Below are 24,432 nucleotides of genomic sequence, written 5' to 3'. Positions count from 1 at the left end.
AATGTACGACCCCACAGTCGCCCGGCTCACCTACCGGGCCCTGCTCGGCCGCCGCCGGGCCCTCATCCTCGGCGCGCTCCCGCTGCTGCTGCTCGTGATCGCCGTCGCGGTGCGCGCACTCGCCGGAGCCGACGACCAGACCACGACGGACGTGCTGGGCGGATTCGCCCTCGCCACCATGGTGCCGATCATCGGTGTCATCGCCGGCACCGGCGCCATCGGTCCCGAGATCGACGACGGCTCGGTGGTGTACCTGCTGTCCAAGCCGATCAAGCGACCGACGATCATCTTCACCAAGCTGATCGTCGCCATAGCCGTGACGATGGTCTTCTCCGCCGTGCCCACGCTGCTCGCCGGCCTGATCCTCAACGGCAACGGCCAGCAGGTGGCCGTCGCCTACACGATCGCCGCGCTGGTCGCCTCCATCGCCTACGCCGCTCTGTTCCTGCTGCTGGGCACGGTGTCCCGGCACGCGGTGGTCTTCGGCCTCGTCTACGCCCTCGTGTGGGAGGCCCTGTTCGGTTCCCTGGTGCCGGGCGCCCGCACGCTGAGCGTCCAGCAGTGGTCGCTGGCCGTGGCCCAGAAAGTCGCCGACGGCAACCTGGTGACCTCCGACGTCGGCCTGCCCACCGCGACGGTGCTGCTGGCCGGGGTGACCGTGCTCGCCACCTGGTACGCGGGCCAGAAACTGCGGTCGCTGACGCTCGCAGGGGAGGAGTGACCGACGCGGTGAGCGTCCGTCGGCCCCGGTACCGCCCACATGCGGGTGACGGGGCCGTGCGACGCACTCCGGGAGCCGGTGCGGGCCGCACACCCTCGGTGTACGTGTACGTCCGCATTTAATCGGTGGCGCCCGGCTTTCCGTCGCGGCACTGTGGGGGATGCACGAGGCCGGACGGCGCCGGCGCAGCGGGAGGCCGCTTCGAGCACGCGGGGATGCCTCGCGTGGGCCGACCGACGGGGACGCCGACGCCGTCCGGACCGTGCGCACGGTCGTGTCACAGCCCCGGGGGCCGGGACCGGCCCGCCGGACGCTCCGGCCGCAGGGCGGGGATCAGCCCGCCAGACGCTCCAGCACCACCGCGATGCCGTCCTCGTCGTTGGAGGACGTCACCTCGTCGGCCACCGCCTTCAGCTCCTCGTGGGCGTTGGCCATCGCCACGCCCCTGGCCGCCCAGCCGAACATCGGCACGTCGTTGGGCATGTCGCCGAACGCGATCGTGTCCGCGGCCTTGAGACCGAGCCGGCGTGCCGCCAGCGACAGGCCGGTCGCCTTGGACAGGCCGAGGGGGAGCAGCTCGACGACTCCGGCGCCGGCCATGACGACCGTGACGAAGCCGCCCGCGGCGTGCCGGGCCACCTCGGCCAGCTCGTCGTCCGAGAGGGTCGGATGCTGGATGTAGATCTTGTTCAGCGGCGCCGACCACAGATCCGAGGCGTCGGTGAACGGCACGGCCGGCAGGTCGCCCCCGACCGCGTAGCCCGGGCCGACCAGCACGTCGCCCTCCAGGCCGTCCCGGCTCGCCGCCAGGTACAGCGGACCGGTCTCCGCCTCGATCTTGGCCAGCGCCACCCCGGCCAGCTGCCGGTCCAGGGTCACGGAGGTCAGCAGCCGGTGCTCCCCGGCGTGGTAGACCTGCGCGCCCTGACCGCAGACGGCCAGCCCGTCGTAACCGAGGTCGTCCAGGATGTGCCGGGTCCACGGCACCGCCCGCCCGGTGACCACGATGTGGGCCGCGCCCGCCGCGGTGGCCGCACGGAGCGCGTCACGGGTGCGCTGCGAGATCGTGTCGTCGCCGCGCAGCAGCGTGCCGTCGAGGTCGGTCGCGATCAGCCGGTACGGGAAGCCACCGGCGGTGCCGGTGCCGGGGATCGTGGCGGTGCCGGTGTCCGTCACTTGGCCACCGGCTCCAGGACCTCCCGGCCGCCCAGGTAAGGGCGCAGCACCTCGGGCACGCGGACCGAGCCGTCGGCCTGCTGGTGGTTCTCCAGGATCGCCACGATCGTGCGCGGTACGGCGCACAGCGTGCCGTTGAGCGTGGCCAGCGGGCGCACCTTCTTGCCCTCGCGGACGCGGATCGACAGCCGGCGGGACTGGAACTCGGTGCAGTCCGAGGTCGAGGTCAGCTCGCGGTACTTGCCCTGGGTCGGGATCCACGCCTCGCAGTCGTACTTGCGCGCGGCCGAGGAGCCCAGGTCGGCCGAGGCCACGTCGATCACCCGGAACGGCAGCTCCAGCGACGTCAGCCACTGCTTCTCCCACTCCAGCAGGCGCTGGTGCTCGGCCTGCGAGTCCTCGGGGAGGACGTAGGAGAACATCTCGACCTTGTCGAACTGGTGCACGCGGAAGATGCCCCGGGTGTCCTTGCCGTGCGAGCCCGCCTCGCGGCGGAAGCAGGGCGAGAAGCCGGCGTAGCGCAGCGGCAGTCGGTCGGCGTCCAGGATCTCGTCCATGTGGTACGCCGCGAGCGGCACCTCGGACGTGCCGACCAGGTAGAGGTCGTCCTTGTCCAGGTGGTAGACGTCCTGGGCGGCCTGGCCGAGGAAGCCCGTGCCGGCCATCGACTGCGGGCGCACCAGCGCCGGGGTCAGCATCGGCGTGAAGCCGGCCGCGGTGGCCTGCGCGATCGCCGCGTTGACCAGGGCGAGCTCCAGGAGGGCGCCCACGCCGGTCAGGAAGTAGAAGCGTGACCCGGAGACCTTGGCGCCGCGCTCCACGTCGATGGCGCCGAGCAGCTGGCCCAGCTCCAGGTGGTCCCGGGGCTCGAAGCCCTCGGCGGCGAAGTCGCGGTGCGTGCCGTGCGTCTCCAGCGTGACGAAGTCCTCCTCACCGCCGACGGGCACGTCGGGGTGGACGAGGTTGCCGAGGCGCTGGAGCAGCTCCTGGGTCTCGGTGTCGGCCGCGTCGCGTTCGGTGTCGGCGGCCTTGACGTCGGTCTTCAGCTGCTCGGCCCGCTTGAGCAGCTCCGCCTTCTCGTCCCCGGATGCCTTGCCGATCAGCTTGCCGAGGCCCTTCTGCTCGGCACGCAGCTCGTCGAAGCGGACGCCGGACGACCTGCGCCGTTCGTCGGCGGACAGGAGGGAGTCGACGAGCGCGACGTCCTCTCCACGGGCGCGCTGCGAGGCGCGCACACGGTCGGGGTCCTCACGGAGCAGGCGAAGGTCAATCACGAGGTCAAGGCTACCGGTGTGCGAGGCCGGGTCTCGACCCACTATTGCCGGAAGGGGTCCCGCCCGTGGTTCCTCTGGTCAATGAAGAGGCGCGACATCCCTGGAACGGGGTGCCGTACGGCTGAGGAGTTGACCGGATTTGCCTGTGGAGAACGGGAGTTGGGAGGTGTCTGTCCACAGGAATCCACAGTCCGGAAAAGTTATCCACAGGCTGTGCGAAAGATCTGTGGACTCACGGAGGCGATCATTCCAAAATCCTGGGTGCGGACTGGTCAAACCTTCCCCGCCCCCACTTTCGAGTGGAAACCGGGCGCTGGGTGTCACTCCGGAGAATGGGGGGCGGGAAACAGGTGGACGAAGGGTGGCTTGAGTCCCTGTGGGTGAAGGGGTCGGCCGTAGGGGGATATGTCGACTGAATGCCCCTTCGTTGTCGACTTGTCCCCAGGTCGAGAAGAGGACCTGTGGATAACTTCTGTGGACAACGAAAATCAGCAGGTAGGACCGGCGGTCAGAACCGGCCGTCCTGGCACCGCGCCACCCAGTCCGCCGCCGCCACGAACGCCTCGTCCGATGTCCCCGGCCGCAGTGCGTCCACGTCCGCGGGATCGACCTCGGCACGCGGGTAGGACCCGAGGTAGCGCACCTGGAGGCAGGACCGCTTCAGACCCATCAGCGCGTCGGCCACCCGGCGGTCGGAGATGTGCCCCTCGGCGTCGATGCAGAAGCAGTAGTTGCCGATCCCGGCCCCCGTCGGCCGGGACTGGAGCAGCATCAGGTTGACGCCCCGGGTGGCGAACTCGCCCAGCAGGTCGCGCAGGCCGCCGGGGTGGTCGTCGCGCTGCCAGAGCACGACGGACGTCTTGTCCGCGCCGGTCGGTGCCGCGGGCCGGGCCGGGCGGCCCACCAGCACGAAGCGCGTCTGGGCGTTCTCCGCGTCGTGGATGTCGGCTTCCAGGACCTCCAGGCCGTACCGCTCGGCGGCGAACTCACCCGCGAAGGCCGCGTCGTACCGCCCCTCCTGCACCAGGCGGGCGCCGTCCGCGTTGGAGGCGGCCGACTCCCAGGCGACGTCCGGGAGGTGCGCCTTGAGCCAGTTGCGGACCTGGGGCTGGGCGGCCGGGTGGGCGGTGACCGTCTTGATGTCCGACAGCTTCGTGCCGGGACGGACCAGCAGCGCGAAGGTGATGGACAGCAGCACCTCGCGGTAGATCATCAAGGGCTGGCCGGCGACCAGCTCGTCGAGGGTGGTGGTGATGCCGCCCTCGACGGAGTTCTCGATCGGCACGAACGCGGCCTCGGCCTCGCCGGTGCGCACCGCGTCGAGCGCGGACTGGACGGAGACGTACGGGACCAGTTCCCGGGTCGCCGTCTCCGGAAGGGTGCGCAGGGCGACTTCGGTGAAGGTGCCTTCAGGGCCGAGATACGCGTAACTGGCTGGCATGTCCTCACCCTAATGCGCCCGGGCGAGACCCGGTTCACGCATCTCGCCCCTCCCCCTCACCGGGGTGATGCGCCGCCGGTTCACCCTTCGAGCAGCCGCTGCCCCACGTACTCTCCCTCCGCCGCCCCGCCCGGCACCGCGAACAGGCCGCTCGCCTCGTGCCGGATGAACCGCGACAGCGCGTCGCCCCGGTCCAGCTTGCGCTGCACGGGCACGAAGCCCCGCAGGGGGTCGGCCTGCCAGCAGACGAAGAGCAGTCCGGCGTCCGGGACTCCGTCGGCGTCGAAGCCGTCGTGGTACGAGAAGGGACGGCGGAGCATGGCCGCGCCGCCGTTCTGGTCGGGGCGGGTGATCCGGGCGTGGGCGTTGATCGGGACGACGAGTTTTCCGGAGCCGTCCGTCTTCTCCAGGTCCATCTCGGTCGTCTCGGTGGCCTCATCGCCCCCGGACAGGGGCGCCCCGTCGGACTTGCGGCGCCCGATGACGTCCTCCTGGGCCTTGGGGGACAGCTGCTCCCAGTCGTCGAGCAGCATGCGGATGCGGCGTACGACGACGTAGGAGCCGTTCGCCATCCAGGCCGGACCGGCCGTCGCGGAGGCGGCCGACTCCGGGACGAAGATCCGCTGGTCGAAGTCGGCCTCGGCGGGTTTCGGGTTGCGGGTGCCGTCGACCTGGCCCATGAGGTTGCGGGTCGTCATGGGGCGGTCGGTGGCGCCCGGCGAGCGGTTGAAGCCGTTCATCTGCCAGCGGACGCGGGCGGCCGTCCCGGCGTCCCGCTGGATCGCGCGCAGGGCGTGGAAGGCCACCAGGGCGTCGTCGGCGCCGATCTGGACCCACAGGTCGCCGTTGCTGCGGTTCTTGTCGAGGTGGTCGGAGGAGAAGTCGGGGAGCGGGTCGAGGGCGTCCGGACGCTGCGCGTCCAGACCGGTGCGGCCGAAGAAGCTGTGGCCGAACCCGAAGGTGACGGTCAGCGAGGAGGGTCCGGCGTCCCGGGCCACGTCGGTGTCACGGGTACCGGCCGGCTCGCCCGCCATCAGCCGCCGGGCCGTGTCGGACCAGCGGCGCAGCAGCGCGGCGGCCTCCTTGCGGCCCGCGCCCGCGGCGAGGTCGAAGGCGACGAGGTGCCCGCAGGCCTGCATCGGGGTGGTGATGCCGGGCTGATGTTTCCCGTGAAACATCGCCTGCTCGCTGCCGAGCGAGGTGAGGGGGGTGGCGGCGGCGGAGGGCGCGGCGGCATAGCCCGCAGCGGCCCCCGCCGCGCCGAGGGCGAGCCCGGTGGCGCCGGCGGTGCCGAGCAGTCGTCGGCGTGAGATGCCCCCGGGAACGTCCCCGGAGTTCCGGGAGGCGAGCGGCCCGGGGGCGCCGGGAGCCCGGCGCGTGGCCTCGGAGCTGCGGGTCTCCGGGATGGACTGGTCAGCCATGGTGCGGTTCAGCCGATCTGCGCGTTCTTGGAGAGGGTGACCTGGTCGATGTCGGAGGTCCGTATGGTCACGGCGACTTCCCAGTCGCCGGCCATCGGGACCTGCACTCCGCTCGCCGACCAGTGGCCGGTGGTGATGTGTTCGGGGGCGACGGGCAGGGGCCCGATGTCCTTGGCCTTCTGGGTGAGGGCCACCTTCACCTCCGGGACGTCGAAGGCGGTCCCGTCCGAGCGCTCGACGTAGAGGTGCATGTCGTTGGCGCCGACCCGGGCCGGGTCGAGTTCGATCCGGAGGACGCCCTTGCCGTTCTGGCCGCCGGTGTCGAAGGGCATGTCCAGCGTCACCGCGCCGGTGGCGGGGACGGAGGCGGCGGAGGACGCGCCGGCGGCCTTGGCCTCCTCCTCGGTGCGCCCCGGCTCGGTCTGGGTCAGGACGGTGGTCACCGCGAGCAGGACGACGGCGACGCCCGCCTCGGCGAGCACGGAGCGGCGCAGACCGAAGCGGTGCGGGTCGGCGTCCCGTTGCCGTTTCTGCCGGGCGGCGTCGACGGCCGCGCGCTGCCGGGCGAGCTGGGCGGCACGCTGGGTACCGCCGGAGCCCTTCCCCACGCCGGAAGCCTTCCCTGCGGCCCCGGTCTTCGCGGCCCCGGTCTTCGCGGCCCCGGCCTTCCCCGCGACCTCTTCCCCCGAGGCCGCGGTCTTCCCCACGGCTGCGGTCTTCGCGGTCTCGATCTTCGCCGTGACCTCGGCTTCTCCCGAGGCCCCGTCCTTTGCAACCCCGCCCCGCTCCGCAGCCGGCGACTCCGCAGCCGCCGACCCCGCGGCCCCGGCCTTATCCGTGCCGTTCGCCCCGCCGTTCTTCCGGCCGCCCGACGCGGCCACGCGTTCCTTGTCCCGCTGCCCGGGGACGGCGGTCGCCGACTGCGCCAGCTGCGCCGTCCACCGTCGGGAGAAGTAGGCGACGCCGACGAGCACCGCCACGAGCCCGATCTTGACCAGGAGCAGCTGCCCGTACCGGGTGTCGGTGAAGGCCGTCCACGAGCCGAGCTGGCGCCATGCCTGGTAGGTGCCGGTCGCCACCAGCGCGACGACGCTGCCGAAGGCGACGCGCGAGAACCGGCGTACGGCCTCGGAGGGGACCGGTGTGTCCGCCGGGCCGCGGTACAGGGCCACGAGCAGCGCGGTGAGTCCGCCGAGCCAGGTGGCGACGGCGGTCAGGTGGACGATGTCGACCGGCATGGCGAGACCGGCCTGGAGGCCGACGGAGGCGTGCTCGGACATCGCCCAGGTCGCCGCGAGGCCCGCCGCCACGACGCTCCCGCCGATCGCGAGCCCGAAGGTGAGGTCCCGCCTCTCCTCGTCCTCCCGTTTGTCGTACGCGCCGAAGAGCACGGCGATGAACAGCGCGGCCGCCGCGAGCAGCAGCAGCCGGGAGACCAGTGCGGCGCCCGCCTTGGTCTGCAGCACCTCGCCCAGCAGGCTCAGGTCGAAGACGTCGGCGGCCTTCCCGGAGCCGGTGTAGGAGCCGCGCAGCAGCAGGAGCAGCAAGGTGGCGGCGGTCAGCGCGAGCCAGCCGGAGACGACGAACCGCTGGAGGATTCGCACCCCGGAGCCGCGCGGCCAGCAGGCGAGCACGAAGGCGGCGCCGCCCACCAGGACGGCGAAGGCGGCGTACGACACGTACCGCCCGACGCCGTACAGCCCGCCGACGAATCCGCCGCCCGCCTCCTGGCCGGAGACGGAGACCGAGGTGTCGGAGGGGGCGCCGACGGAGAAGGTGTAGGCGCCGGCGATCGGGTGGCTGTCGGCGGAGACGACCTGGTAGGACACCGTGTACGTGCCGTCGGGCAGCCCGGCGTGCAGTTTCACGGAGTACGTCGTGCCACCGGTGCCGGCGGGCTTTCCGTCGTCGACCCGCTTGCCCTTGGGATCGAGGACGCGCAGTGAGTCGTCGTCCATGGAGACCGACTCGGAGAAGGTGAGCGACACCTGGGCCGGAGCCCTGTCGACCACCGCCCCCTCCCGGGGGTCGCTGCCGGTCAGCGCGGCGTGCGCGGAGACCGGTCCGGCACCGGCCAGCAGCGCGCAGGCCGCGGCCAGGAGCAGCAGCACCAGGGTCCGGACGCGCGGGGCGATGGTCTGCGTCAAGGTGGTCCCTCCCTCAGTGTCCGGACTCTTCGGAGTGGCCGGAGTGTCCATCGGTGGGCTGGTAGGTGGCCGCCTTCACGGGCAGCTCGACCGTGACGGGGTCGGAGTGGGCGAAGTGCAGTTCGACGGCGACCGACTGACCTTGCTTCGGCCGCTGCTTCAGCTTCTCGAACATCAGATGGTTTCCGCCGCTCTTGAACACGAGTCGACCGTGGGCGGGGACCTCGAGGCGGTCGACCTCCTTCATGGTCCCGCCGACGGTCTCGTGCACGGTGACCTCGCCGGCCCCGCTGGTGACGGAGGTCAGTTCGTCCGCGGCGTCGCCCTCGTTGGTGATCGTGAGGAAACCGGCCGCCATCGAGTCGGAGACGGGCTGCGGTATGTAGGCGGCGCCGACGGAGAGTTCGGTGCCGGAGGCCGCGGCGTCCGAGTCGGAGTCCGGGCCGCCGCAGCCCGCGAGGGCCAGGGCGCCGATCACCGCGACGGCGGCGAGGCCGGGGCGGTGCCGCGAGGACCCTCCCGCGGGGCGCCTCACGGGTTCTCCCCCTTGATGAGCTCGGGGAGGTCCTTGGTGTAGTCGTCGACCGTCGCGTCCTCGCCGTAGAGGACGTAGCCAGCGTCGGACTTCGGGGAGAAGGCGAGGACCTGGGTGCCGTGGGTCGAGACGACCTTGCCGTCCTTGTCCTTGGTGGGCGGGTCGATCGAGATGCCGAGGGTGCGGGCGCCGGCCTGGATGGTGTCGAAGTCGCCGGTCAGGCCGACGATCTGCGGGTCGATGCCCTTGAGCCACTCGCCGAGCGCGGCCGGGGTGTCCCGCTCGGGGTCGGTGCTGACGAACACGACGCGCAGCTCGTCCTGCTGCGCCTGGGAGAGCTGCTTCTTCGCCACGGCGATGTTGTTCATGGTCAGCGGGCAGACGTCGGGGCAGTGGGTGTAGCCGAAGTAGATCAGGGTGGGCTTGCCGGCGGTCTGGCGGCGCAGGTCGTACTTCTTGCCCTGGGTGTCGGTGAGGACCAGGTCGGGCTTCTCGAAGGGCTTGTCGAGAACGGTGGCGGCCTGCCGGCTGTTGTCCTCGGAGACCATGGTCACGGGCTTGTCGCTGTCGCCGCCGCTGCCGCAGGCGGACAGGGTCAGACAGGCGGCGGCCAGCAGGGCGGCCATGGCGAACTTCTTCTTGTGCATAGCGAAATGTCCCAGATGTGAGGTGCTCCGGTGCGCGCCGGGGCCCGTCGGACGAACCGACGGACCGTACCCGGCGCGCACCGGACGAGAGGATGCGCCGGCGAGGTGGTGCCGACGCACCGGCACGGGTGCTGTTACGCCGCCGCGCCGGAGTTGCGCCGGCGGCCGGCCAGCACGCCGTACGCGACACCCGCCGCACCGACGACGATGCCGACGATGCCGAGGACGCGGGCGGTGGTGTCGCTGCCGTCGCCGGAGCCGGAGTCCGACGAGGAGGTGTCGGCGGCGGTGTTCCGTGCGTCCGCCCCGGCGTCGTCGCCCTTGGCGTCCGAGGCGCCCGCCGCGCCGTGGGCGTCCTCCTCGGCAGCGGACAGCTTGAGCACGGGCGCCGGGGTGTCGGGCTCGTCCTGGCCCTCCTGCGGCACCTCGATCCAGCGCACGACCTCCTTGTTGGAGTACGTCTGGATCGCCTTGAACACCAGCTCGTCGGCGTCCTCGGGCAGCGCGCCGATGGAGAGGGGGAACTTCTGGAAGTAGCCGGGCTCGACGCCCTTGCCGTCGGCGGTCCAGGTCACCTTGGTGACGACCTCGGTGATCTGCTTGCCGTGCGACTCCAGCGGCTTGGCCGGCTTGGACTTGGTGACGTCGGCCTTCCAGCCCGGGATCGGCTGCGGCATCACGGACGCCAGCGGGTGGTCGGCGGGGAAGCTGACCTCCAGCTTGGTGGTGGAGGCGTCGTCGCGTTCGTTGGGGACCTTGAAGTCGACGACCGCGTACCCGCCCTTGGCGGCCGCGCCCTCCGGCTGCACGCTGACGTGCGCGAAGGCGGGGGCGGACAGGGCGAGGACGGCGATGCCGGACACGGCGCCGACGGCGGCGATACGGGAAGCCTTCATGGACGGAGTACTCCGCTTCGTGTGGACACCGGAGCTGAGCCGGTGCCGGTGACAGGAGGGGTGCGCGCACGCGCGCGTGCCGCACGACGGCGGCCCCTCCCGGGAAGCGGGACGGTGGTCGCGTCGTGTCAGGCGGCGAGGGCGAACGCGTCCGTCGGCGGACCGCGCCTGATGACCGTGTGCTGGAGCGCGGTGGTACGGGGCCGCGGCGCCACCCACCGGGCGGGGCGCGGCGGACGCGGGCCGGTACCGGGCGCGCCGGCGAGCCCGGCGTGCAGGGCGCGCACCAGGGAGAGCGCGGCGCGCAGGGCGCGTACGAACGCCGCCTCGGCCATGGAGTGGGCGGAGTGCGCCGACAGTTCGACGAGCCGGGCCAGGGCGAGGTCCCCGCGCCGCAGCAGCCAGCCGGCGGCCAGGGCCGCGAGGACGTGACCGAGCAGCATCGGCAGGGACGGCAGCAGCGAGGCGGACGTACCGGCGGTGGACAGGGCGTCGGCCGGGTGGTGCGCCGCACCGGTGGAGGCGTCGGAGGGAACCCGCGCGTCGGTGAGGATGCGCTGGGCCTGGGCCGGGCTGATCGCCGCCGCGGTGGTCCCGCAGACCAGCCGGGCGGCCTGCTGGACCAGTGAGGCGTCGGACAGCGCACCCGCACCGCCGCCGGACGCCGGGGCCGGGGCGGTGGCCATGGTGGTGCCGTGCTGGCCGAGCCCGAACAGGGTGTGCAGCGCGGTCTGTCCGACGGCGAGCAGTATCGCGATGCCGGCCAGCGAACGCAGGCGCCCGGCGAGCGGCACGGCCACCAGGACCGCCCCGAGGAAACCCGCGCCCAGCGACCACAGCGGCACGGTGGCGCAGGAGGCGAGGGTGTGCCCCGCCGCGGCCAGCACGACGCAGACCGCGGCGAACACCGCGGCCCGCAGAATCCGGAGATCGTTCCCGGAGCGCGCCGTTGGCGGGTGGGGGGCAGTCATGGCGGCCTCATCATCGCACCCACGGCCCACGCGCCGTACGGCAGGTCCACAAGATGCCGTACGACCGGAAGGTCGGGAACGGTAGTGAAGATCACCTTCTGTCGCGGGCGGCCCGCATACACCCGTCGGCGGCGGCCCCGCATCCGCCAGACGGGCGGTCACTCGGCCGCGGGGCGCTTACGCAGGGGTGTGAGGGGCAATACGTATCGGTATGTCGAGCCGCGGCCGGGAGGCTGGAGCATGAGCATCTGGTGGTCACTCCATTTGCGGCGCGAGGCTGCGAGCGTGCCCCTGGCCCGCCGCCTGCTGATCGGCACCATGGAGACCGCGGGCGTCGACCCCGACATCTCCTTCGACCTCTCCGTCGCGCTGAGCGAGGCCTGCGCCAACGCCGTCGAGCACGGCGGGGACATGGGGCCCGGCGGCCCCGGCGAGGCGTACCGCGTGACGGCCTACCTGGACGGCGAACTGTGCCGCATCGAGGTCTCCGACACCGGGCCCGGCTTCCCCGCCGCCGCTCCGGGCGGACCGCACGGCACGGCCCGGCAGGTGCCGGTGGAGGCGGAGAGCGGCCGCGGTCTGTGCCTCATCCGGGAGCTCGCCGACCACGTCCACATCGGCCACACGCCGGGGCGCGCCGGTGCCGTGGTGAGCTTCGACAAGATCCTCAAGTGGCGGGAGAACGCCCCGCTGGTGGCGGTCTGACGGAGCACACCTGAACTCCGCGGAGCACTCCTGGGGAACATCCCGTAAGCACAGCGACGGCCGGGCACCCCGCACGGGGTGCCCGGCCGTCGTACGGCGGGTCAGCCCTTGAGCGCGGCCATCCACTCCTCGACCTCGTCCGACCGGCGCGGCAGCCCGGCGGACAGGTTCCGGTTGCCGTCGGCGGTGACGAGGATGTCGTCCTCGATGCGCACGCCGATGCCCCGGTACTCCTCCGGCACGGTCAGGTCGTCGGCCTGGAAGTACAGGCCCGGCTCGACGGTGAGCACCATGCCGGGCTCCAGCGTGCCGTCGACGTACGTCTCCACGCGCGCGACGGCGCAGTCGTGGACGTCCATGCCGAGCATGTGACCGGTGCCGTGCAGCGTCCAGCGGCGCTGCAGGCCCAGCTCCAGCACCCGCTCGACCGGGCCCTCGACCAGACCCCACTCGACGAGCCGCTCGGCCAGCACCCGCTGGGAGGCGTCGTGGAAGTCGCGGTACGCGGCGCCCGGCTTGACCGCCGCGATGCCCGCCTCCTGGGCGTCGTACACGGCGTCGTAGATCTTCTTCTGCAACTCGCTGTAGCGGCCGTTGATCGGCAGCGTGCGGGTGACGTCGGCCGTGTAGTACGTGTGCGTCTCCACGCCCGCGTCGAGCAGCAGCAGGTCGCCGGAGCGCACCGGGCCGTCGTTGCGGACCCAGTGCAGGGTGCAGGCGTGCGGGCCGGCGGCGCAGATGGAGCCGTAGCCGATGTCGTTGCCCTCCACGCGGGCGCGGAGGAAGAAGGTCCCCTCGATGTAGCGCTCGCTGGTCGCCTCGGCCTTGTCGAGCACCTTCACGACGTCCTCGAAGCCGCGCACGGTGGAGTCGACGGCCTTCTGCAGCTCGCCGATCTCGAACTCGTCCTTGACCAGGCGGGCCTCGGACAGGAAGACGCGCAGTTCCTCGTCGCGCTCGGCGGTGACCTTGTCGGTGAGGGCCGCCTCGATGCCGGCGTCGTGGCCGCGCACGACGCGCACCGGGCCGGTGGCCTCGCGCAGGCTGTCGGCGAGTTCGCGGACGTCGGAGGCGGGGATGCCGTACAGCTTGCCGGCCTCGGTGAGGGAGTGGCGGCGGCCGACCCACAGCTCGCCCTGGCCGCTCAGCCAGAACTCGCCGTTCTCACGGTCGGAGCGGGGCAGGAGGTAGATCGTCGCGGTGTGCCCGTCGCCCTCGGGCTCCAGGACCAGGACGCCGTCCTCGGTCTGGTTGCCGGTCAGGTAGGCGTACTCGACCGAGGCGCGGAAGGAGTACTCCGTGTCGTTGGAGCGGGTCTTGAGGTTGCCCGCGGGGATGACGAGGCGCTCGCCGGGGAAGCGGGCGGACAGCGCGGCACGGCGGGCGGCGGTCTCGGCGGCCTGGGCGACGGGCTCCAGGTCGTGCAGCTCCGTGTCGGCCCAGCCGGACTTCATGTTCTCGGCCAGCTCGTCGGACACGGCCGGGTACAGGCCGTTCTTGCGCTGCTTGATCGGCTCCTCGGTCTCGTCCGGGTTCTCCGGGGTCTCCGGGTTCTCCGGGGTGAGCTCCTCCGCCACGGTCATCCTCCTAGGTACGGCACTGGACCACCCCCATCGTACGGTCGTTCGGAAGGGGGCCCAGGGCCGAAGGGCCTGTTACGCGGCGGCGCTACCGTCCGTTATGCGGGACGTGCGGGGCGTCAGAGCGCTCCTGGTGTCCGTTATTCGAACCTGACCGCCAGCAGGACGACGTCCTCCGCGGAGTCCTCGTCCGCCTTTCCGCCGGGCAGCGCGGTGCGCAGGACGTGCTCGACGACCGCGTCCGGGTCGTGGCGCGCGGCCCGGGGGACCCCGGCCGCCGCCGCGTGCAGCCGGGCGAAGGCGCGGTCGGCCGGGTCGCCGGTGCGGTGCAGCAGTCCGTCGGTGTAGAGCAGAACCGTCTCTCCGGGCTCGGCCTGCAGCTCCACGCTGGGCGCCTCCCAGCAGGCCAGCATGCCGAGCGGGGCGGACACGGAGGTCTCGACGAACTCCGTGCGCCGCTCCCCGATCAGCAGGGGCGGACTGTGCCCGGCGCCGGCGAGGGTGATCCGGCGCAGCGCGGGCTCGCAGTAGCCGAACAGGGCGGTGGCCGAGCGGGCCGGCTCGGTGAGCCGCAGCAGCAGCTCCAGGTCGGACAGGACGGCGACCGGATCCTCGCCCTCCATCACGGCGTACGCCCGCAGCGAGGCGCGCAGCCGCCCCATCGCCGCGACCGCGCTGGGACCGGACCCGGTGACGGACCCGACGGCGAGACCGAGGGCCGCGTCCGGCAGCGGCAGCGCGTCGTACCAGTCGCCGCCGCCGCGCGGGCCGGTGCGGTGCCGGGCGGCGAGCTGCACGCCGGGCACCCGGGGAAGACGGGAGGGCAGCAGTTCCTCGGCCATCGTCGCCATGGTGGCGCGGGTGCGCTCGACCTCCACGAGGCGGGACAGGTGCTGCGCGGCGTAGCGGACGTACAGGCCGGCGAGGTGGCGCTGCCGCTCACCCGGCTCGGCGGGCTCGTCGTAGAGCCACACGGCGGCGCCGAGGCGCCCGGTGCGCACCTCGGACGGCCCGGTGCACAGGGGGAGGGTGTAACTCGCGGCGTAACCGAGGCGGGCGGCGACCTCGCGGTGGCGGGGGTCGAGGCTCTTCTCGGCCGGCAGATCGGGCTCGGCGACGCCGTCCTCGTCGACCGGCAGCCCGTCCAGGATCCGCCCGTACGGCACGGAACTGCGCGGCACGGTCTCGATGTGGCCGAGATCGGCACGGCCGAGGCCGAGGCCGACGGTGGTGTCGGGGCCGAGCCCGTCGGCCGGTTCCAGCACGACCAGGCCGCGCCGGGCGCCGACCAGGGCGGCTCCGGCGTGCAGCAGTTCCCGGAGGCCGTCGGAGAGGGTGTCCGTCCGCACCAGGCGTTCGGTCAGTTCGTGCAGGGTCGTGAGGTCCGAGACCCAGCCGGCCAGCCGGTCCTGGAGCAGGGCCCCGGGGGTACACGCGGTGCCCGCGGCGGCCGCGGCGTCCGTCGTGGGGGACGCGGCCACCGGGGAGGTGCCCGCGGCTGCGGACGCGACAGTGTGTGCGGGGGACGGAACCGTTGAATCGATTCCAGCCACTTTCGCTGGGTGCGGGGCGTTCATGGCGTCCGGCCTTTGGACCGGCGCTTACTGCTCAAAAGCATCGCAAACCCCCATGTCATTCTGCGCCGCCAGCAGTGTCTCCACATGTACACGCACTCGTAAGGAGATGTCCAGCATTGTCCTGCCGGGATTCCTGGTGTCCACGGGGTGCGAGCGACCTCCTTCCCGACCCCTTGCGGAAAAGCGAATTTGGCTTGAAACTGCCCCGGAGGACGCCTTGTTGCGGTCGACTGGGGCTGCTTCACGGAGCGTCACAGCGGTCGTGATGGGTACGTACTCGGAGAAGACCAGGGGTGGTTGGGGACCACCTGGAACCTGGCGACGGACCCGGGCGTCCTATCCACCGACGACCGTGCCCCATCCTCCCGTGGCGGAGGCGGAGAGAAATACGCGCGACGGCAAAACGCCAGACTTCGCCACCCCCGCGCCACGCCCATGCTTTTGCCAGACGCAGTGGTCGGAACCGTCACGGACGCAGTCAGTGCTCGACCCACAGGGGTTTCCCTTGCCCTTGGCGGAGGCGTTCCCGGGTAGTCCCGTGGACGTCCCCCGGCGGGGGTGTGATGCGCCACCAGCAACGCACAGCGAAGTGATCGACACATGGTGTGAAGTGACCACGGTGTTGCCAGGCGTGCAACGGAAAGGAACGAGCGCTCATGCGCGAGATCCTCGGAAGGCGACGCAGGCTCCTGTCCCCGCACGACGACGGGCAGCCTGAGCTGATCGGCGCGGCCCTGACCTACGCGGCACGATGGCGGTGGCCCGTACTCCCGGGCGCGGCGGCGGACCCGCGGGCGCGGTCACGCTGCACCTGCCCCGACCCCGAGTGCGCGGTGCCGGGCGCGCATCCCTTCGACCCCGGGCTCCTCACCGCGACCACGGACGCCCGCATGGTGCGCTGGTGGTGGACGAACCGGCCGACCGCCCCGATCGTCCTGGCCACCGGGGGAAGCGCCCCGTGCGCCGTCTCCCTGCCCGCACTCCCGGCCGCCCACGCCCTCGCCGCGCTCGACCGCGCCGGGCTGCGGGTCGGCCCGGTCGTCGCCTCGCCCGCCCGCTGGGCGCTGCTGGTCCGGCCGTACTCCATGGAGCAGCTGGGCGAGCTGCTCTACGCCAAGGACTTCGTGCCCGGCTCCCTGCGCTTCCACGGAGAGGGCGGCTATCTCCCGCTGCCCCCGTCCGAGACCGGTGCCGGCGCCGTCCGCTGGGAGCGGGCGCCGCTGCCCGGCTCCGCCGCGCCCTGGGTGCCCGACGTGGAGGCCGTGGTGGACGCGGTGGTCGACGCCCTCACTCGTACGGGTGTGAGCGCGCCCGAGTTGTAGGGGTGTCCCGGCGCGCGCCCGGTCCGCGCCCGCCGTCGGTCGTTATCGTCCGCCCCATGCCGCTTCATGCAGGGGAGCACCGCGCCGTCGGGCCGTACCGCACCGGGTCACACCCTGGCGGGCCGGACCGCCGGCGGATCCGTCTGTACGGGCTCGCGGCCGTCGTGGTGTGCGCGGTCGTACTGCCGTTCGCCGTGGCGTCCGCGGGGCCCCCGGACGACGGGGACGGCAAGGCCCCGGTGACCGTGCCGCTCCTCGCGCGGGGCGGTGACGGCGAGGTGCCCGCTTCCGGGGCGGAGCCGAGGACCGCGTCCGGGGCCGGGCCGGGAACAGGGGCCGGATTCGATTCCTGGGCCGGGTCCCGGGCCGAACCGGGGGCCGGAGGAGCCGAGCGCGCCGAGGCGGGGGACGCGGGGGACGCGGGGGACGCGCCCGCCCGTTCGCCGCTGCCGCCCGGTCCCGCGCTGGCCGCGCGCTGCGGCCCCGAACTCACCTCGCCCGCGGGCGTCGAGGCGCAGACCTGTGTCCTGACCCGGGGGGCGGAGACCTGGGCGCGCACCTACTACCGCAACGCCACCGGCGGCCCGGTCGAGTCCATGCTGAGCCTCTTGGGGCCCGACGGCCGCAGTGTGCGGACGCACTGCGCGGTGAGCGCCGACGATGCGCCGGGCACCTGTGAGACGCCCCCGGACCACTCCAGCGATGCCGCCCGGGGCGGACTGGCGGGGTACAGCGCGATCGCGGAGTTCGCGAGCCGGGCCGGGTACGGGCCGCTCCTGCTGCGCGCCGGGAGCAGCGGCGGAAGCGACGGCGAGAGCAAGGACGGCGACCGCGAGAGCAATGACGGAAGCGACCGTGAGAGCGACGGCGACGCACCGGCGGGATCGGGTGGTTGACGGCCGATCGGCGGGCGGGTGCGGACTCGCGCAAGGAAAGACCCGGTTGCTGGCGACGGGGGATGCACCAGCAACCGGGCTACTCGAACGGTAACAAGAGATCGGCTGTTAGCAAATTCGATCTCTTGGTTTCCGGTCACCGACTGGCTTGTCCGCACCGGGAGTTATGACTGGTGCGACCGCCGGGGAGCCGCCGCTCCGGCTGACCGGTCGGTCAGCCGGGGGCGGCCCGCGCGGTTGTGCGTCAGCTGAGCGTGACCTGTCGGTTGGTCAGGCCGCCGCGCGCCCGGCGCTCGTCGTGCGTGAGCGGAGCGTCCGTGGCCAGGGCCTCGGCGAGCCGCTCGGCGAACTCCGCGGCCGGCTTCTCGATGTCCTGCGCGGTGATCTCGCTCGGCAGGTCCCACACCGGCACGGTGAGGCCGTGGGCACGGAAGGAGCCGACGAGCCGGGTGCCCTCGCCGAGCGACGAACGGCCCGCGGCGTGCAGCCGGGCGAGAGCGTCCAGAAGCCGCTCCTCCTCGTGCGGCATGACCCAGCGCAGGTGGTTCTTGTCCGGCGTCTCGCACCAGTAGGCGGCGTCGACGCCCGCCAGCCGGACGGTCGGGATGGCCGCGGCGTTGGCCCGCTCCAGGGACGCGGTGACGTCCGGCGTGGCGTTCTCCGGGTCCGGCACCCAGAACTCGAAGCCCGAGTGCACCTCCGGCTCGAACGCGCCCTCGGGCGCGAGCAGGTCCTGCAGCCGCGGACCGTCGGCCGGCGCGCGGCGGCCCTGCACCGGGGTGCCCGGCGCGGCGGTCAGCGCCCGCGCGAGGGTGTCGGCGAGGTCGCGGCTGATGTCGCCCGACGCCGTGTCGTTCTGCAGGCCGAGCAGGACCGAGCCGTCGTCGCGGCGCAGGGCGGGCCAGGCCATCGGCAGCACCGTGGCCAGCGTGACCGACGGGACGCCCTCGGGCAGGCCGTCGCGCAGGGTCAGCCCGACCGTGGCGGCCGGCACCAGCTCCCGCAGCGCCACCCAGTCGCACTCGCCGGGCAGCCCCTCGAACGGGCGCTGCACCAGCGCGGTCGTGGCCTGCGCGGCGGTCCGGCCGTGGCAGGCCTTGTACCGGCGGCCGCTGCCGCAGGGGCAGGGCTCGCGGGCACCGACGACCGGGACCTCGGCATCGTCGAGCTGGGGCCGCTTGGCCTTCGTCTGGGGTCGCTTCTTGGCCATCGTGGGTGTCTCCCGGTTACGGCTCTACTCGTACGGCGCGAGCCTAGCCGTTCCCGCCCCGCCGGACGGGACCTGTGGACAACGGACCGCCTGTGGACAACTCGCCCCGGCCGCAGCCGCGTCCACGCGACCGACGGGCCGGTTCAAGCCGCCGTACGGCTCGCCCGGGTCCTCGCGCGACTCGCGCCCGGCATAGTGCGGGCCCCGGGCCATGCCTCGGAGGGACCGGCCCAAGTCCTCGTGCGACTTGGTCCGGGCCTCGTGCGACTCGGTCCAGGCCTCGGGCGACCCGGTTCGGACCGCGGCTCGGAGAGCGGCCGTGGCGAGGGACGGGGTCAGGCCAGGTCGTCGAAGGCTTCCGCGAAGTCCAGGCCGGGGATCTCGGACACCGCCGGAGCCGAGATGCGGGTGGCGAAGTCCTCGCGCCGGTTTCCGGCACCCGGGGCGCGCACGTCGTCGTGGACGACGACCCAGACGGTGACCTCTCCGCACGCGCTGTCCCGCACGCCCCAGTCGTCGGCGAGCGCCGTGATGATGTTCAGCCCGCGTCCACCGTGCGCGGTGACCGACGGGGTCGCCGGAGCCGGGCGGGTCGGACCGCCCCCGTCCGTGACCTCCACCAGCAGCCGTCCGCGCGCGTCCACCTGCCACGCGGCACGGACGTCGCCGTCCCCGGCCAAGGCGTCGCCCAGCGGCCGACCGTGCTTGCAGGCATTGCTCAACAGTTCGGAAAGGATCAGTACGGCGTCGTCGATGACCGAATCCGCTACACCGCCCCTGCGCAACTGATCACGCATGCGGTGCCTTGCTTCCCCCACGCCCGCAGGGCCATGGGGCACGGCCATGCTCGACGACGTGGGCACCTCCTGTGCCACCACCAACGCCACCCCCGAGACCTCCTTCGCCCCACGCCACCGAGTGGATGCCCCATCGCTCTGAGCCGGAAACCGGCCGATCGCCGCACGGTGACGCATTCGACACGGTCGAACACGCACCGAACGCGCCGGAGCACTCCCCGTAGTCGCGTGGCCGGATTTCGCCGGTGTGGCCGAGATCGGAGAATGGGGCAGCCGAGCCGCCCGGTCAAGAGGTACGGCCGAATCAGCGGCCCAGGTGGTCCAGGACCGCGCGCGGCCGGTTGGTGATGATGGCGTCGACGCCCAGGTCGACGCAGTGGTCCACGTCGGCGGTCTCGTTCACCGTCCATACGTGCACCTGGTGACCGGCCGCCTTCAGACGCTCGATGTACGCGGGGTGGTTGCGCACGATCCGGATGGAGGGGCCGGCGATCCGGACACCCGCGGGCAGCCGCCCGTCGCGCAGCCGGGGTGAGACGAACTGCATGAGGGAGACCGTCGGCAGCGTCGGCGACGCGGCCCGCACCCGGTGCAGCGAGCGGGCCGAGAAGCTCATCACCCGCACCGGCGACTCCTCGGCCGAGGCCGGGGCGTCGAGCCCGAAACGCTTCAGGAGCTGCAGCAGCCGCTCCTCCACCTGGCCCGCCCAGCGGGTGGGGTGCTTGGTCTCGATGGCCAGTTCCACGCGCCGTCCCGAGTCGGCGACCAGCTGCAGCAGCCGTTCCAGGGTCAGGACGGACGTCTCCTCCCGGTCCTCGGGCCGGTGCTCCCAGTCGGGCTGCTCGTCGCGCGTGCGCCAGAACTCCCGGGTCCGCCGGGTGCCGAAGTCCAGGGCCGCGAGATCGGCGAGCTCCAGCGCGGAGACCGCGCCGCGGCCGTTGGACGTACGGTTGACGCGCCAGTCGTGGACGCAGACGAGGTGGCCGTCGGCGGTCAGGCGTACATCGCACTCCAGGGCGTCCGCCCCGTCCTCGATCGCCTTCCGGTACGCGGCCAGCGTGTGCTCGGGTGCATCCTCGGAGGCGCCACGGTGGGCGACGACCTGAATCCGGTGCTGTCGTGCGTGGGTCACCGCGTCATGGTGCCACCGCGGGCGGGTAGACGTGCCACCGGGCGGAATCGGCAACCCGTCCGTTTAGTCTTGGATGACCGTTGTAAAGGACAGTCGGGGACCCACAGCTACGGCTTATGGTGCTCTGACGGCCCGTGGGAAAAGCTGATGGCATACAGAATCACCGGCACACCCCCACCGCGCCGGACCGTGGAGCAGCGCGTGAGCGTGGCTGAGCGCGACCAGGGTGAGCGACCAACAGCCGTGGAACGAGGAGAGAAGCTGTGAGCACCGAGAACGAGGGCACCGCGGTACCCCCGGCCCCGTCCGCACCTCCCGTGCCGGTGGATGCTCCCGCTGCCTCCGCCCAGCCTCCCGCGCCGCCCGCCCCCCACCAGGACCGCACCATCACCCCGGAGGCTCCGGCGGCTCCCCCCGCCCCTGCCCCGGCCGGGGTGCCCGGGGACCACCGGGCACCCCAGGCGCAGACGGGGCCGCAGGGCGGCGAGGTCCCGCAGGGCCACTCGGCTCCCGACGCCGCGTGGCCCCCGCCCCCGCCGCCGGGCACCGGGGCCCACACCCCGGCGTACGGCGGAGGCGGCGACAGCGGCTACGGAGGCGGTTTCGGCGACGGGACCGGCGGCGGCGCCGGCGGCTGGGGTGCCTCGTACCAGCAGCCCGCGCCGAAGCCCGGGCGCGGCCGTGGCGGTCTGGTGGCCGGCGTCCTGATCGCCGCGCTGGTCGCGGGCGGCCTGGGCGGCGGTCTCGGCTACACCCTCGCCAAGAACAACGACGGGAACGGCTCCACCACGGTCTCCGCCTCCGACACCGGCGGCTCCGTCAAGCGCGACGCGGGCACCGTGGCCGGCGTGGCCGCCAAGGCGCTGCCCAGCACGGTCACCATCCAGGCCGAGGGGAGCAACGGCGAGGGCGGCACCGGCACCGGGTTCGTCTTCGACAAGGAAGGCCACATCGTCACCAACAACCACGTGGTGGCGGAGGCGGTCGACGGCGGCAAGCTCAGCGCGACCTTCCCCGACGGCAAGAAGTACGACGCCGAGGTGGTCGGCCACGCCCAGGGCTACGACGTCGCGGTTGTCAAGCTGGAGAACGCCCCGTCGGACCTGAACCCGCTCCCCCTGGGCGACTCCGACAAGGTCGCCGTGGGCGACTCGACAATCGCCATCGGCGCCCCCTTCGGCCTGTCCAACACGGTGACCACGGGCATCATCAGCGCCAAGAACCGCCCCGTGGCCTCCAGCGACGGCAGCGCCGACAGCAAGGCCTCCTACATGAGTGCCCTGCAGACCGACGCGTCGATCAACCCGGGCAACTCCGGTGGCCCGCTGCTGGACGCGCAGGGCAACGTCATCGGCATCAACTCCGCGATCCAGTCGTCCAGCAACGGCAGCTTCGGCACCGGCCAGGCCGGCTCCATCGGCCTGGGCTTCGCGATCCCCATCAACCAGGCCGAGTTCGTCGCCCAGCAGCTGATCAAGAACGGCAAGCCGGTGTACGCGAAGATCGGTGCCTCCGTCTCCCTGGAGGAGGCGACGGGCGGCGCCAAGCTCACCGAGCAGGGCGTGGGCGGAGCCGACCCCGTCGAGAAGGGCGGCCCGGCCGACGACGCGGGCCTCAAGCCCGGTGACGTCATCACCAAGCTCGACGACCGCGTGATCGACAGCGGCCCGACCCTGATCGGCGAGATCTGGACCCACGCGCCCGGCGACGAGGTCACGGTCACCTACGAGCGCGGCGGCAAGCAGCACACGACCGAGGTCACCCTGGGCTCGAAGGTCGGCGACGACTGACAGCCGTCCCACCACGACCCACCGAGACCCACCCACTTCGCCACCGGGCCGCATTCGCCCCGGTGGCGAAGTGCGTCAGCCGGAAACCCACATGCCCGGCGCCCCGGGCGAACCCGGGGCGGAGGCGACCCGAGCGGCCTCGAGGCCGAGGCGGCCTTGGAACCGAGGCGGCCTTGAGGCCGAGGCACCCAGGCACCTCACCTCACCTCACCTCACCTCAACTCAACTCAAGTCATCTCGACTCATCTCGAATCACACGATGATGACCCGGCGTCCGCGCGTGTGGCCGGCCTGGCTGTCGACGTGCGCCGCCGCGGCCTCGGCGAGCGAGTACGTCTTCTCGACCGGGATGTGGAGTCTGCCGCGCGCGATGAGGTCGACGGTCTCGGCGAGCGCAGCCGGCACGCTTCCGGCCACGCCGGAGAACCGCACGCCGAATTCGGGTGCGCCGAGATCGGCGATGGTGACGACCCTCTCCGGATCCCCGGTCAGCTCGACGAGTTCGCGAAGCACACCCGAGCCCGCCAGGTCGAGCGCCGCGTCGACTCCGCCGAGCCGCCGCACCCGCTCCACCCAGCCCTCGCCGTACGTCGTGGCGACTGCACCGAGACCCCGCAGGTACTCCTGGTTGGCGGCACCGGCCGTACCGATCACCCTGATGCCGCGGTCGCGGGCGATCTGCAGCACCGCCGATCCGACACCGCCGGACGCGCCGCTGACCAGGAGGGTCTGGCCGGGCCGCACCCCGACTTCCCGGACGACGCGCAGCGCGGTCTCCATCACCGACGGGTACCCGGCCGCCTCTTCGAACGTCAGGCCCTCGGGCATCCGGGCCCAGGCCCCGAGCACGGCGAACTCGGCGTAGGTGTCGGTGCCCTCGCCGAACACCCGGTCACCGACCTCGACGTCCTCGACCCCCTCTCCGACCTCGTCCACGATCCCGGCGGCGTCGAGCCCGACCCCCGAGGGCAGCGTGACCGGATGGGCCCCCAGCACCTGCCCTTCCCTGATCCGCCAGTCGACGGGATTCACGCCGGCTGCCCGCACGGCGATGCGTATGCGGCCGGGCCCCGCGTGGGGCTCCTCGGCGTCGACGAGGCGCAGGACATCGGGACCGCCGAACTCGGCGAAGCTCACTTTCTTCATGCGGCCGACCGTAGCACTAACCGTTAGTGTTTCCTAACAACTTCAATCTCGTACCTGCTAGCCTTCCGTCATGACCGTGCAGCAGTCCGGACGTCGTGAGCGCAAGAAGGCCGCGACCCGCCAGAAGATCGCCGACACCGCGCTCCGGCTCTTCCTGGAGCGCGGATACGAGGCGGTGGGCATCCGCGACGTGGCCGCCGAGGCCGACGTGGCCGTCACCACGGTCTTCTCCCACTTCGCCTCGAAGGAGGCCCTGGTCTTCGAGCAGGACGAGGACTTCGAGCAACGCCTCACCCGTGCGGTCACCGACCGGGCGCCGGACGAGCCGATCGTCCCCGCGCTGCGCCGCGAGATCCTGGCCCTGGTGCGGCACTGCACCGCGGACAGCGCCGCTCCCGTCTGGCGCATGATCGACGCGTCCGACGCCCTGCGCAGGTACGACGAGTCGATGCGCCTGCGCCATGCGGACGCCCTGGCCCGCGCCATCGCCGCCGAGCCCGGCCTGACCCGCAGCGAAACCGCCGCCCGCACCCTCGCGCGCTTCGCGGTCGACGCCTACTCACTGGCCCGCGAGGCGCCCGATCCGGAGGCCGCCCTGGACGAGATCTTCCCGATGATCGAGGCCGCCTGGCAGGCAGCCCGCCCTCCCCGCCACACGTGAGCCCCGCACGACGAACCGTGCCGGTAGGCTGTACCCGCTCCGTCCCGGGCGGGACGGTGCAGGGGTGGGTTGCCCGAGCGGCCTAAGGGAACGGTCTTGAAAACCGTCGTGGCAGCGATGTCACCGTGGGTTCAAATCCCACACCCACCGCAGTTGTTGACGGCCCCTGACCAGGCGTTACGGTCGGGGGCCGTCGCCGTGCGCGCTGACCGCCGAACACCCGCTGCTCCCCGCGACGTCCGGGCCCGGTCGCGGGCACGGCGAGGGCACGGCTGGGACATGCCGCGGCAGCGTTGAGATCGATCGGTAGGGTCGTGAGCATGGGGGACCGGAAGACCCGTAAGTGCGTGTGGTGCGACAGGCAATTCACGCGGCGTTCCAGGTGGC

21 protein-coding genes and 1 tRNA gene are annotated in these 24,432 nt (G+C 72.6%); 7 read left to right on the top strand and 15 right to left on the bottom strand.

Going from position 1 to position 24,432, the window contains the following annotated elements:
* Window position 1 precedes the first annotated feature (1 nt).
* Entirely contained in the window at window positions 2-721 is a 720-nt protein-coding gene (locus EV562_RS29785) for an ABC transporter permease (RefSeq protein ID WP_133889953.1), read from the top strand.
* Window positions 722-1,054: 333 nt separating this feature from the next.
* Here EV562_RS29785 and EV562_RS29780 read toward each other — a convergent pair whose 3' ends face one another.
* From EV562_RS29780 to EV562_RS29740, 9 genes are all read right to left on the bottom strand, one after another.
* Complete coding sequence (locus EV562_RS29780; protein ID WP_133889952.1) at window positions 1,055-1,897, bottom strand: HAD family hydrolase; 843 nt, start codon at window positions 1,895-1,897, stop codon at window positions 1,055-1,057.
* Entirely contained in the window at window positions 1,894-3,171 is a 1,278-nt protein-coding gene (gene serS, locus EV562_RS29775) for a serine--tRNA ligase (RefSeq protein ID WP_133889951.1), read from the bottom strand. The genes EV562_RS29780 and serS overlap by 4 nt, the downstream gene beginning before the upstream one ends.
* 508 nt (window positions 3,172-3,679) lie before the next feature.
* The gene (gene pheA / locus EV562_RS29770; protein WP_133889950.1) at window positions 3,680-4,612 is read right to left on the bottom strand and encodes a prephenate dehydratase; all 933 of its coding nucleotides are present in this window, start codon (window positions 4,610-4,612) and stop codon (window positions 3,680-3,682) included.
* 80 nt (window positions 4,613-4,692) lie between these two features.
* On the bottom strand, window positions 4,693-6,033 hold the full coding sequence (efeB, locus tag EV562_RS29765) for an iron uptake transporter deferrochelatase/peroxidase subunit (protein ID WP_133889949.1): 1,341 nt from the start codon (window positions 6,031-6,033) through the stop codon (window positions 4,693-4,695).
* A gap of 8 nt (window positions 6,034-6,041) precedes the next feature.
* Window positions 6,042-8,180, bottom strand: coding sequence for a copper resistance protein CopC (locus tag EV562_RS29760; protein ID WP_133889948.1), 2,139 nt, complete (start codon window positions 8,178-8,180; stop codon window positions 6,042-6,044).
* 13 nt (window positions 8,181-8,193) lie between these two features.
* On the bottom strand, window positions 8,194-8,715 hold the full coding sequence (locus EV562_RS29755) for a copper chaperone PCu(A)C (protein WP_133889947.1): 522 nt from the start codon (window positions 8,713-8,715) through the stop codon (window positions 8,194-8,196).
* A complete protein-coding gene (locus EV562_RS29750; protein ID WP_133889946.1) occupies window positions 8,712-9,362 on the bottom strand; it encodes an SCO family protein in 651 nt (216 codons plus the stop codon). The genes EV562_RS29755 and EV562_RS29750 overlap by 4 nt, the downstream gene beginning before the upstream one ends.
* A 134-nt stretch (window positions 9,363-9,496) precedes the next feature.
* Complete coding sequence (locus EV562_RS29745) at window positions 9,497-10,258, bottom strand: YcnI family protein (protein WP_133889945.1); 762 nt, start codon at window positions 10,256-10,258, stop codon at window positions 9,497-9,499.
* A 128-nt stretch (window positions 10,259-10,386) separates the two neighbouring features.
* Window positions 10,387-11,229, bottom strand: a complete 843-nt coding sequence (locus EV562_RS29740; protein ID WP_133889944.1) for a hypothetical protein — start codon at window positions 11,227-11,229, stop codon at window positions 10,387-10,389.
* Window positions 11,230-11,469: 240 nt separating this feature from the next.
* On the opposite strand from EV562_RS29740, the gene EV562_RS29730 reads away from it, so the two are divergent.
* On the top strand, window positions 11,470-11,934 hold the full coding sequence (locus EV562_RS29730; RefSeq protein ID WP_133889943.1) for an ATP-binding protein: 465 nt from the start codon (window positions 11,470-11,472) through the stop codon (window positions 11,932-11,934).
* 101 nt (window positions 11,935-12,035) lie between these two features.
* Here EV562_RS29730 and EV562_RS29725 read toward each other — a convergent pair whose 3' ends face one another.
* Window positions 12,036-13,511 carry an aminopeptidase P family protein gene (locus EV562_RS29725; protein ID WP_133889942.1) on the bottom strand — a complete coding sequence of 492 codons (1,476 nt, stop codon included), beginning with the start codon at window positions 13,509-13,511 and terminating at the stop codon, window positions 12,036-12,038.
* A gap of 143 nt (window positions 13,512-13,654) precedes the next feature.
* On the bottom strand, window positions 13,655-15,091 hold the full coding sequence (locus tag EV562_RS29720) for a PP2C family protein-serine/threonine phosphatase (protein ID WP_133889941.1): 1,437 nt from the start codon (window positions 15,089-15,091) through the stop codon (window positions 13,655-13,657).
* A 656-nt stretch (window positions 15,092-15,747) separates the two neighbouring features.
* Between EV562_RS29720 and EV562_RS29715 the strand changes: the two genes are divergently transcribed.
* Complete coding sequence (locus EV562_RS29715; protein WP_133889940.1) at window positions 15,748-16,413, top strand: bifunctional DNA primase/polymerase; 666 nt, start codon at window positions 15,748-15,750, stop codon at window positions 16,411-16,413.
* Between the two features lie 56 nt (window positions 16,414-16,469).
* Window positions 16,470-17,309, top strand: a complete 840-nt coding sequence (locus tag EV562_RS29710) for a hypothetical protein (protein WP_243860249.1) — start codon at window positions 16,470-16,472, stop codon at window positions 17,307-17,309.
* A 244-nt stretch (window positions 17,310-17,553) separates the two neighbouring features.
* Here the strand turns inward: EV562_RS29710 and EV562_RS29705 are convergent, their stop codons facing one another.
* The 3 genes from EV562_RS29705 to EV562_RS29695 all read right to left on the bottom strand — a co-directional run bounded on the left by EV562_RS29705 (window position 17,554) and on the right by EV562_RS29695 (window position 20,448).
* Complete coding sequence (locus EV562_RS29705) at window positions 17,554-18,519, bottom strand: DUF5926 family protein (protein ID WP_133889939.1); 966 nt, start codon at window positions 18,517-18,519, stop codon at window positions 17,554-17,556.
* A gap of 335 nt (window positions 18,520-18,854) precedes the next feature.
* Window positions 18,855-19,493 (bottom strand): ATP-binding protein, encoded by a 639-nt coding sequence (locus tag EV562_RS29700; protein WP_133889938.1) that lies wholly within the window; start codon window positions 19,491-19,493, stop codon window positions 18,855-18,857.
* Window positions 19,494-19,620: 127 nt separating this feature from the next.
* Window positions 19,621-20,448 carry a glycerophosphodiester phosphodiesterase gene (locus tag EV562_RS29695; protein WP_133889937.1) on the bottom strand — a complete coding sequence of 276 codons (828 nt, stop codon included), beginning with the start codon at window positions 20,446-20,448 and terminating at the stop codon, window positions 19,621-19,623.
* A 263-nt stretch (window positions 20,449-20,711) separates the two neighbouring features.
* Here EV562_RS29695 and EV562_RS29690 point away from each other — a divergent pair, with 263 nt between their 5' ends.
* Complete coding sequence (locus EV562_RS29690; RefSeq protein ID WP_133889936.1) at window positions 20,712-22,238, top strand: trypsin-like peptidase domain-containing protein; 1,527 nt, start codon at window positions 20,712-20,714, stop codon at window positions 22,236-22,238.
* 252 nt (window positions 22,239-22,490) lie between these two features.
* On the opposite strand, the gene EV562_RS29685 is transcribed toward EV562_RS29690, so the two are convergent.
* The gene (locus tag EV562_RS29685; RefSeq protein WP_166662061.1) at window positions 22,491-23,384 is read right to left on the bottom strand and encodes an NADP-dependent oxidoreductase; all 894 of its coding nucleotides are present in this window, start codon (window positions 23,382-23,384) and stop codon (window positions 22,491-22,493) included.
* 70 nt (window positions 23,385-23,454) lie between these two features.
* Between EV562_RS29685 and EV562_RS29680 the strand changes: the two genes are divergently transcribed.
* Window positions 23,455-24,045, top strand: a complete 591-nt coding sequence (locus EV562_RS29680) for a TetR/AcrR family transcriptional regulator (protein WP_133889935.1) — start codon at window positions 23,455-23,457, stop codon at window positions 24,043-24,045.
* A gap of 63 nt (window positions 24,046-24,108) precedes the next feature.
* Window positions 24,109-24,195, top strand: a tRNA-Ser gene (locus EV562_RS29675).
* Window positions 24,196-24,432 lie beyond the last annotated feature (237 nt).

This window comes from Streptomyces sp. BK208, from assembly GCF_004364245.1.
Taxonomy (GTDB): domain Bacteria; phylum Actinomycetota; class Actinomycetes; order Streptomycetales; family Streptomycetaceae; genus Streptomyces.
The sequence above is the reverse complement of the archived record's forward strand: the minus strand, read 5'-3'. Positions and strand labels throughout refer to the sequence as shown.

What these genes read in the sequence shown, in the direction of transcription:
- pheA (WP_133889950.1), bottom strand. Translation starts at nt 4,612, where the DNA reads ATGCCAGCCAGTTACGCGTATCTCGGCCCTGAAGGCACCTTCACCGAA.
- EV562_RS29730 (WP_133889943.1), top strand. Translation starts at nt 11,470, where the DNA reads ATGAGCATCTGGTGGTCACTCCATTTGCGGCGCGAGGCTGCGAGCGTG.
- EV562_RS29745 (WP_133889945.1), bottom strand. Translation starts at nt 10,258, where the DNA reads ATGAAGGCTTCCCGTATCGCCGCCGTCGGCGCCGTGTCCGGCATCGCC.
- EV562_RS29785 (WP_133889953.1), top strand. Translation starts at nt 2, where the DNA reads ATGTACGACCCCACAGTCGCCCGGCTCACCTACCGGGCCCTGCTCGGC.
- EV562_RS29705 (WP_133889939.1), bottom strand. Translation starts at nt 18,519, where the DNA reads ATGGCCAAGAAGCGACCCCAGACGAAGGCCAAGCGGCCCCAGCTCGAC.
- EV562_RS29710 (WP_243860249.1), top strand. Translation starts at nt 16,470, where the DNA reads ATGCCGCTTCATGCAGGGGAGCACCGCGCCGTCGGGCCGTACCGCACC.
- EV562_RS29750 (WP_133889946.1), bottom strand. Translation starts at nt 9,362, where the DNA reads ATGCACAAGAAGAAGTTCGCCATGGCCGCCCTGCTGGCCGCCGCCTGT.
- EV562_RS29740 (WP_133889944.1), bottom strand. Translation starts at nt 11,229, where the DNA reads ATGACTGCCCCCCACCCGCCAACGGCGCGCTCCGGGAACGATCTCCGG.
- EV562_RS29715 (WP_133889940.1), top strand. Translation starts at nt 15,748, where the DNA reads ATGCGCGAGATCCTCGGAAGGCGACGCAGGCTCCTGTCCCCGCACGAC.
- EV562_RS29685 (WP_166662061.1), bottom strand. Translation starts at nt 23,384, where the DNA reads ATGAAGAAAGTGAGCTTCGCCGAGTTCGGCGGTCCCGATGTCCTGCGC.
- EV562_RS29720 (WP_133889941.1), bottom strand. Translation starts at nt 15,091, where the DNA reads ATGAACGCCCCGCACCCAGCGAAAGTGGCTGGAATCGATTCAACGGTT.
- EV562_RS29680 (WP_133889935.1), top strand. Translation starts at nt 23,455, where the DNA reads ATGACCGTGCAGCAGTCCGGACGTCGTGAGCGCAAGAAGGCCGCGACC.
- EV562_RS29700 (WP_133889938.1), bottom strand. Translation starts at nt 19,493, where the DNA reads ATGCGTCACCGTGCGGCGATCGGCCGGTTTCCGGCTCAGAGCGATGGG.
- efeB (WP_133889949.1), bottom strand. Translation starts at nt 6,033, where the DNA reads ATGGCTGACCAGTCCATCCCGGAGACCCGCAGCTCCGAGGCCACGCGC.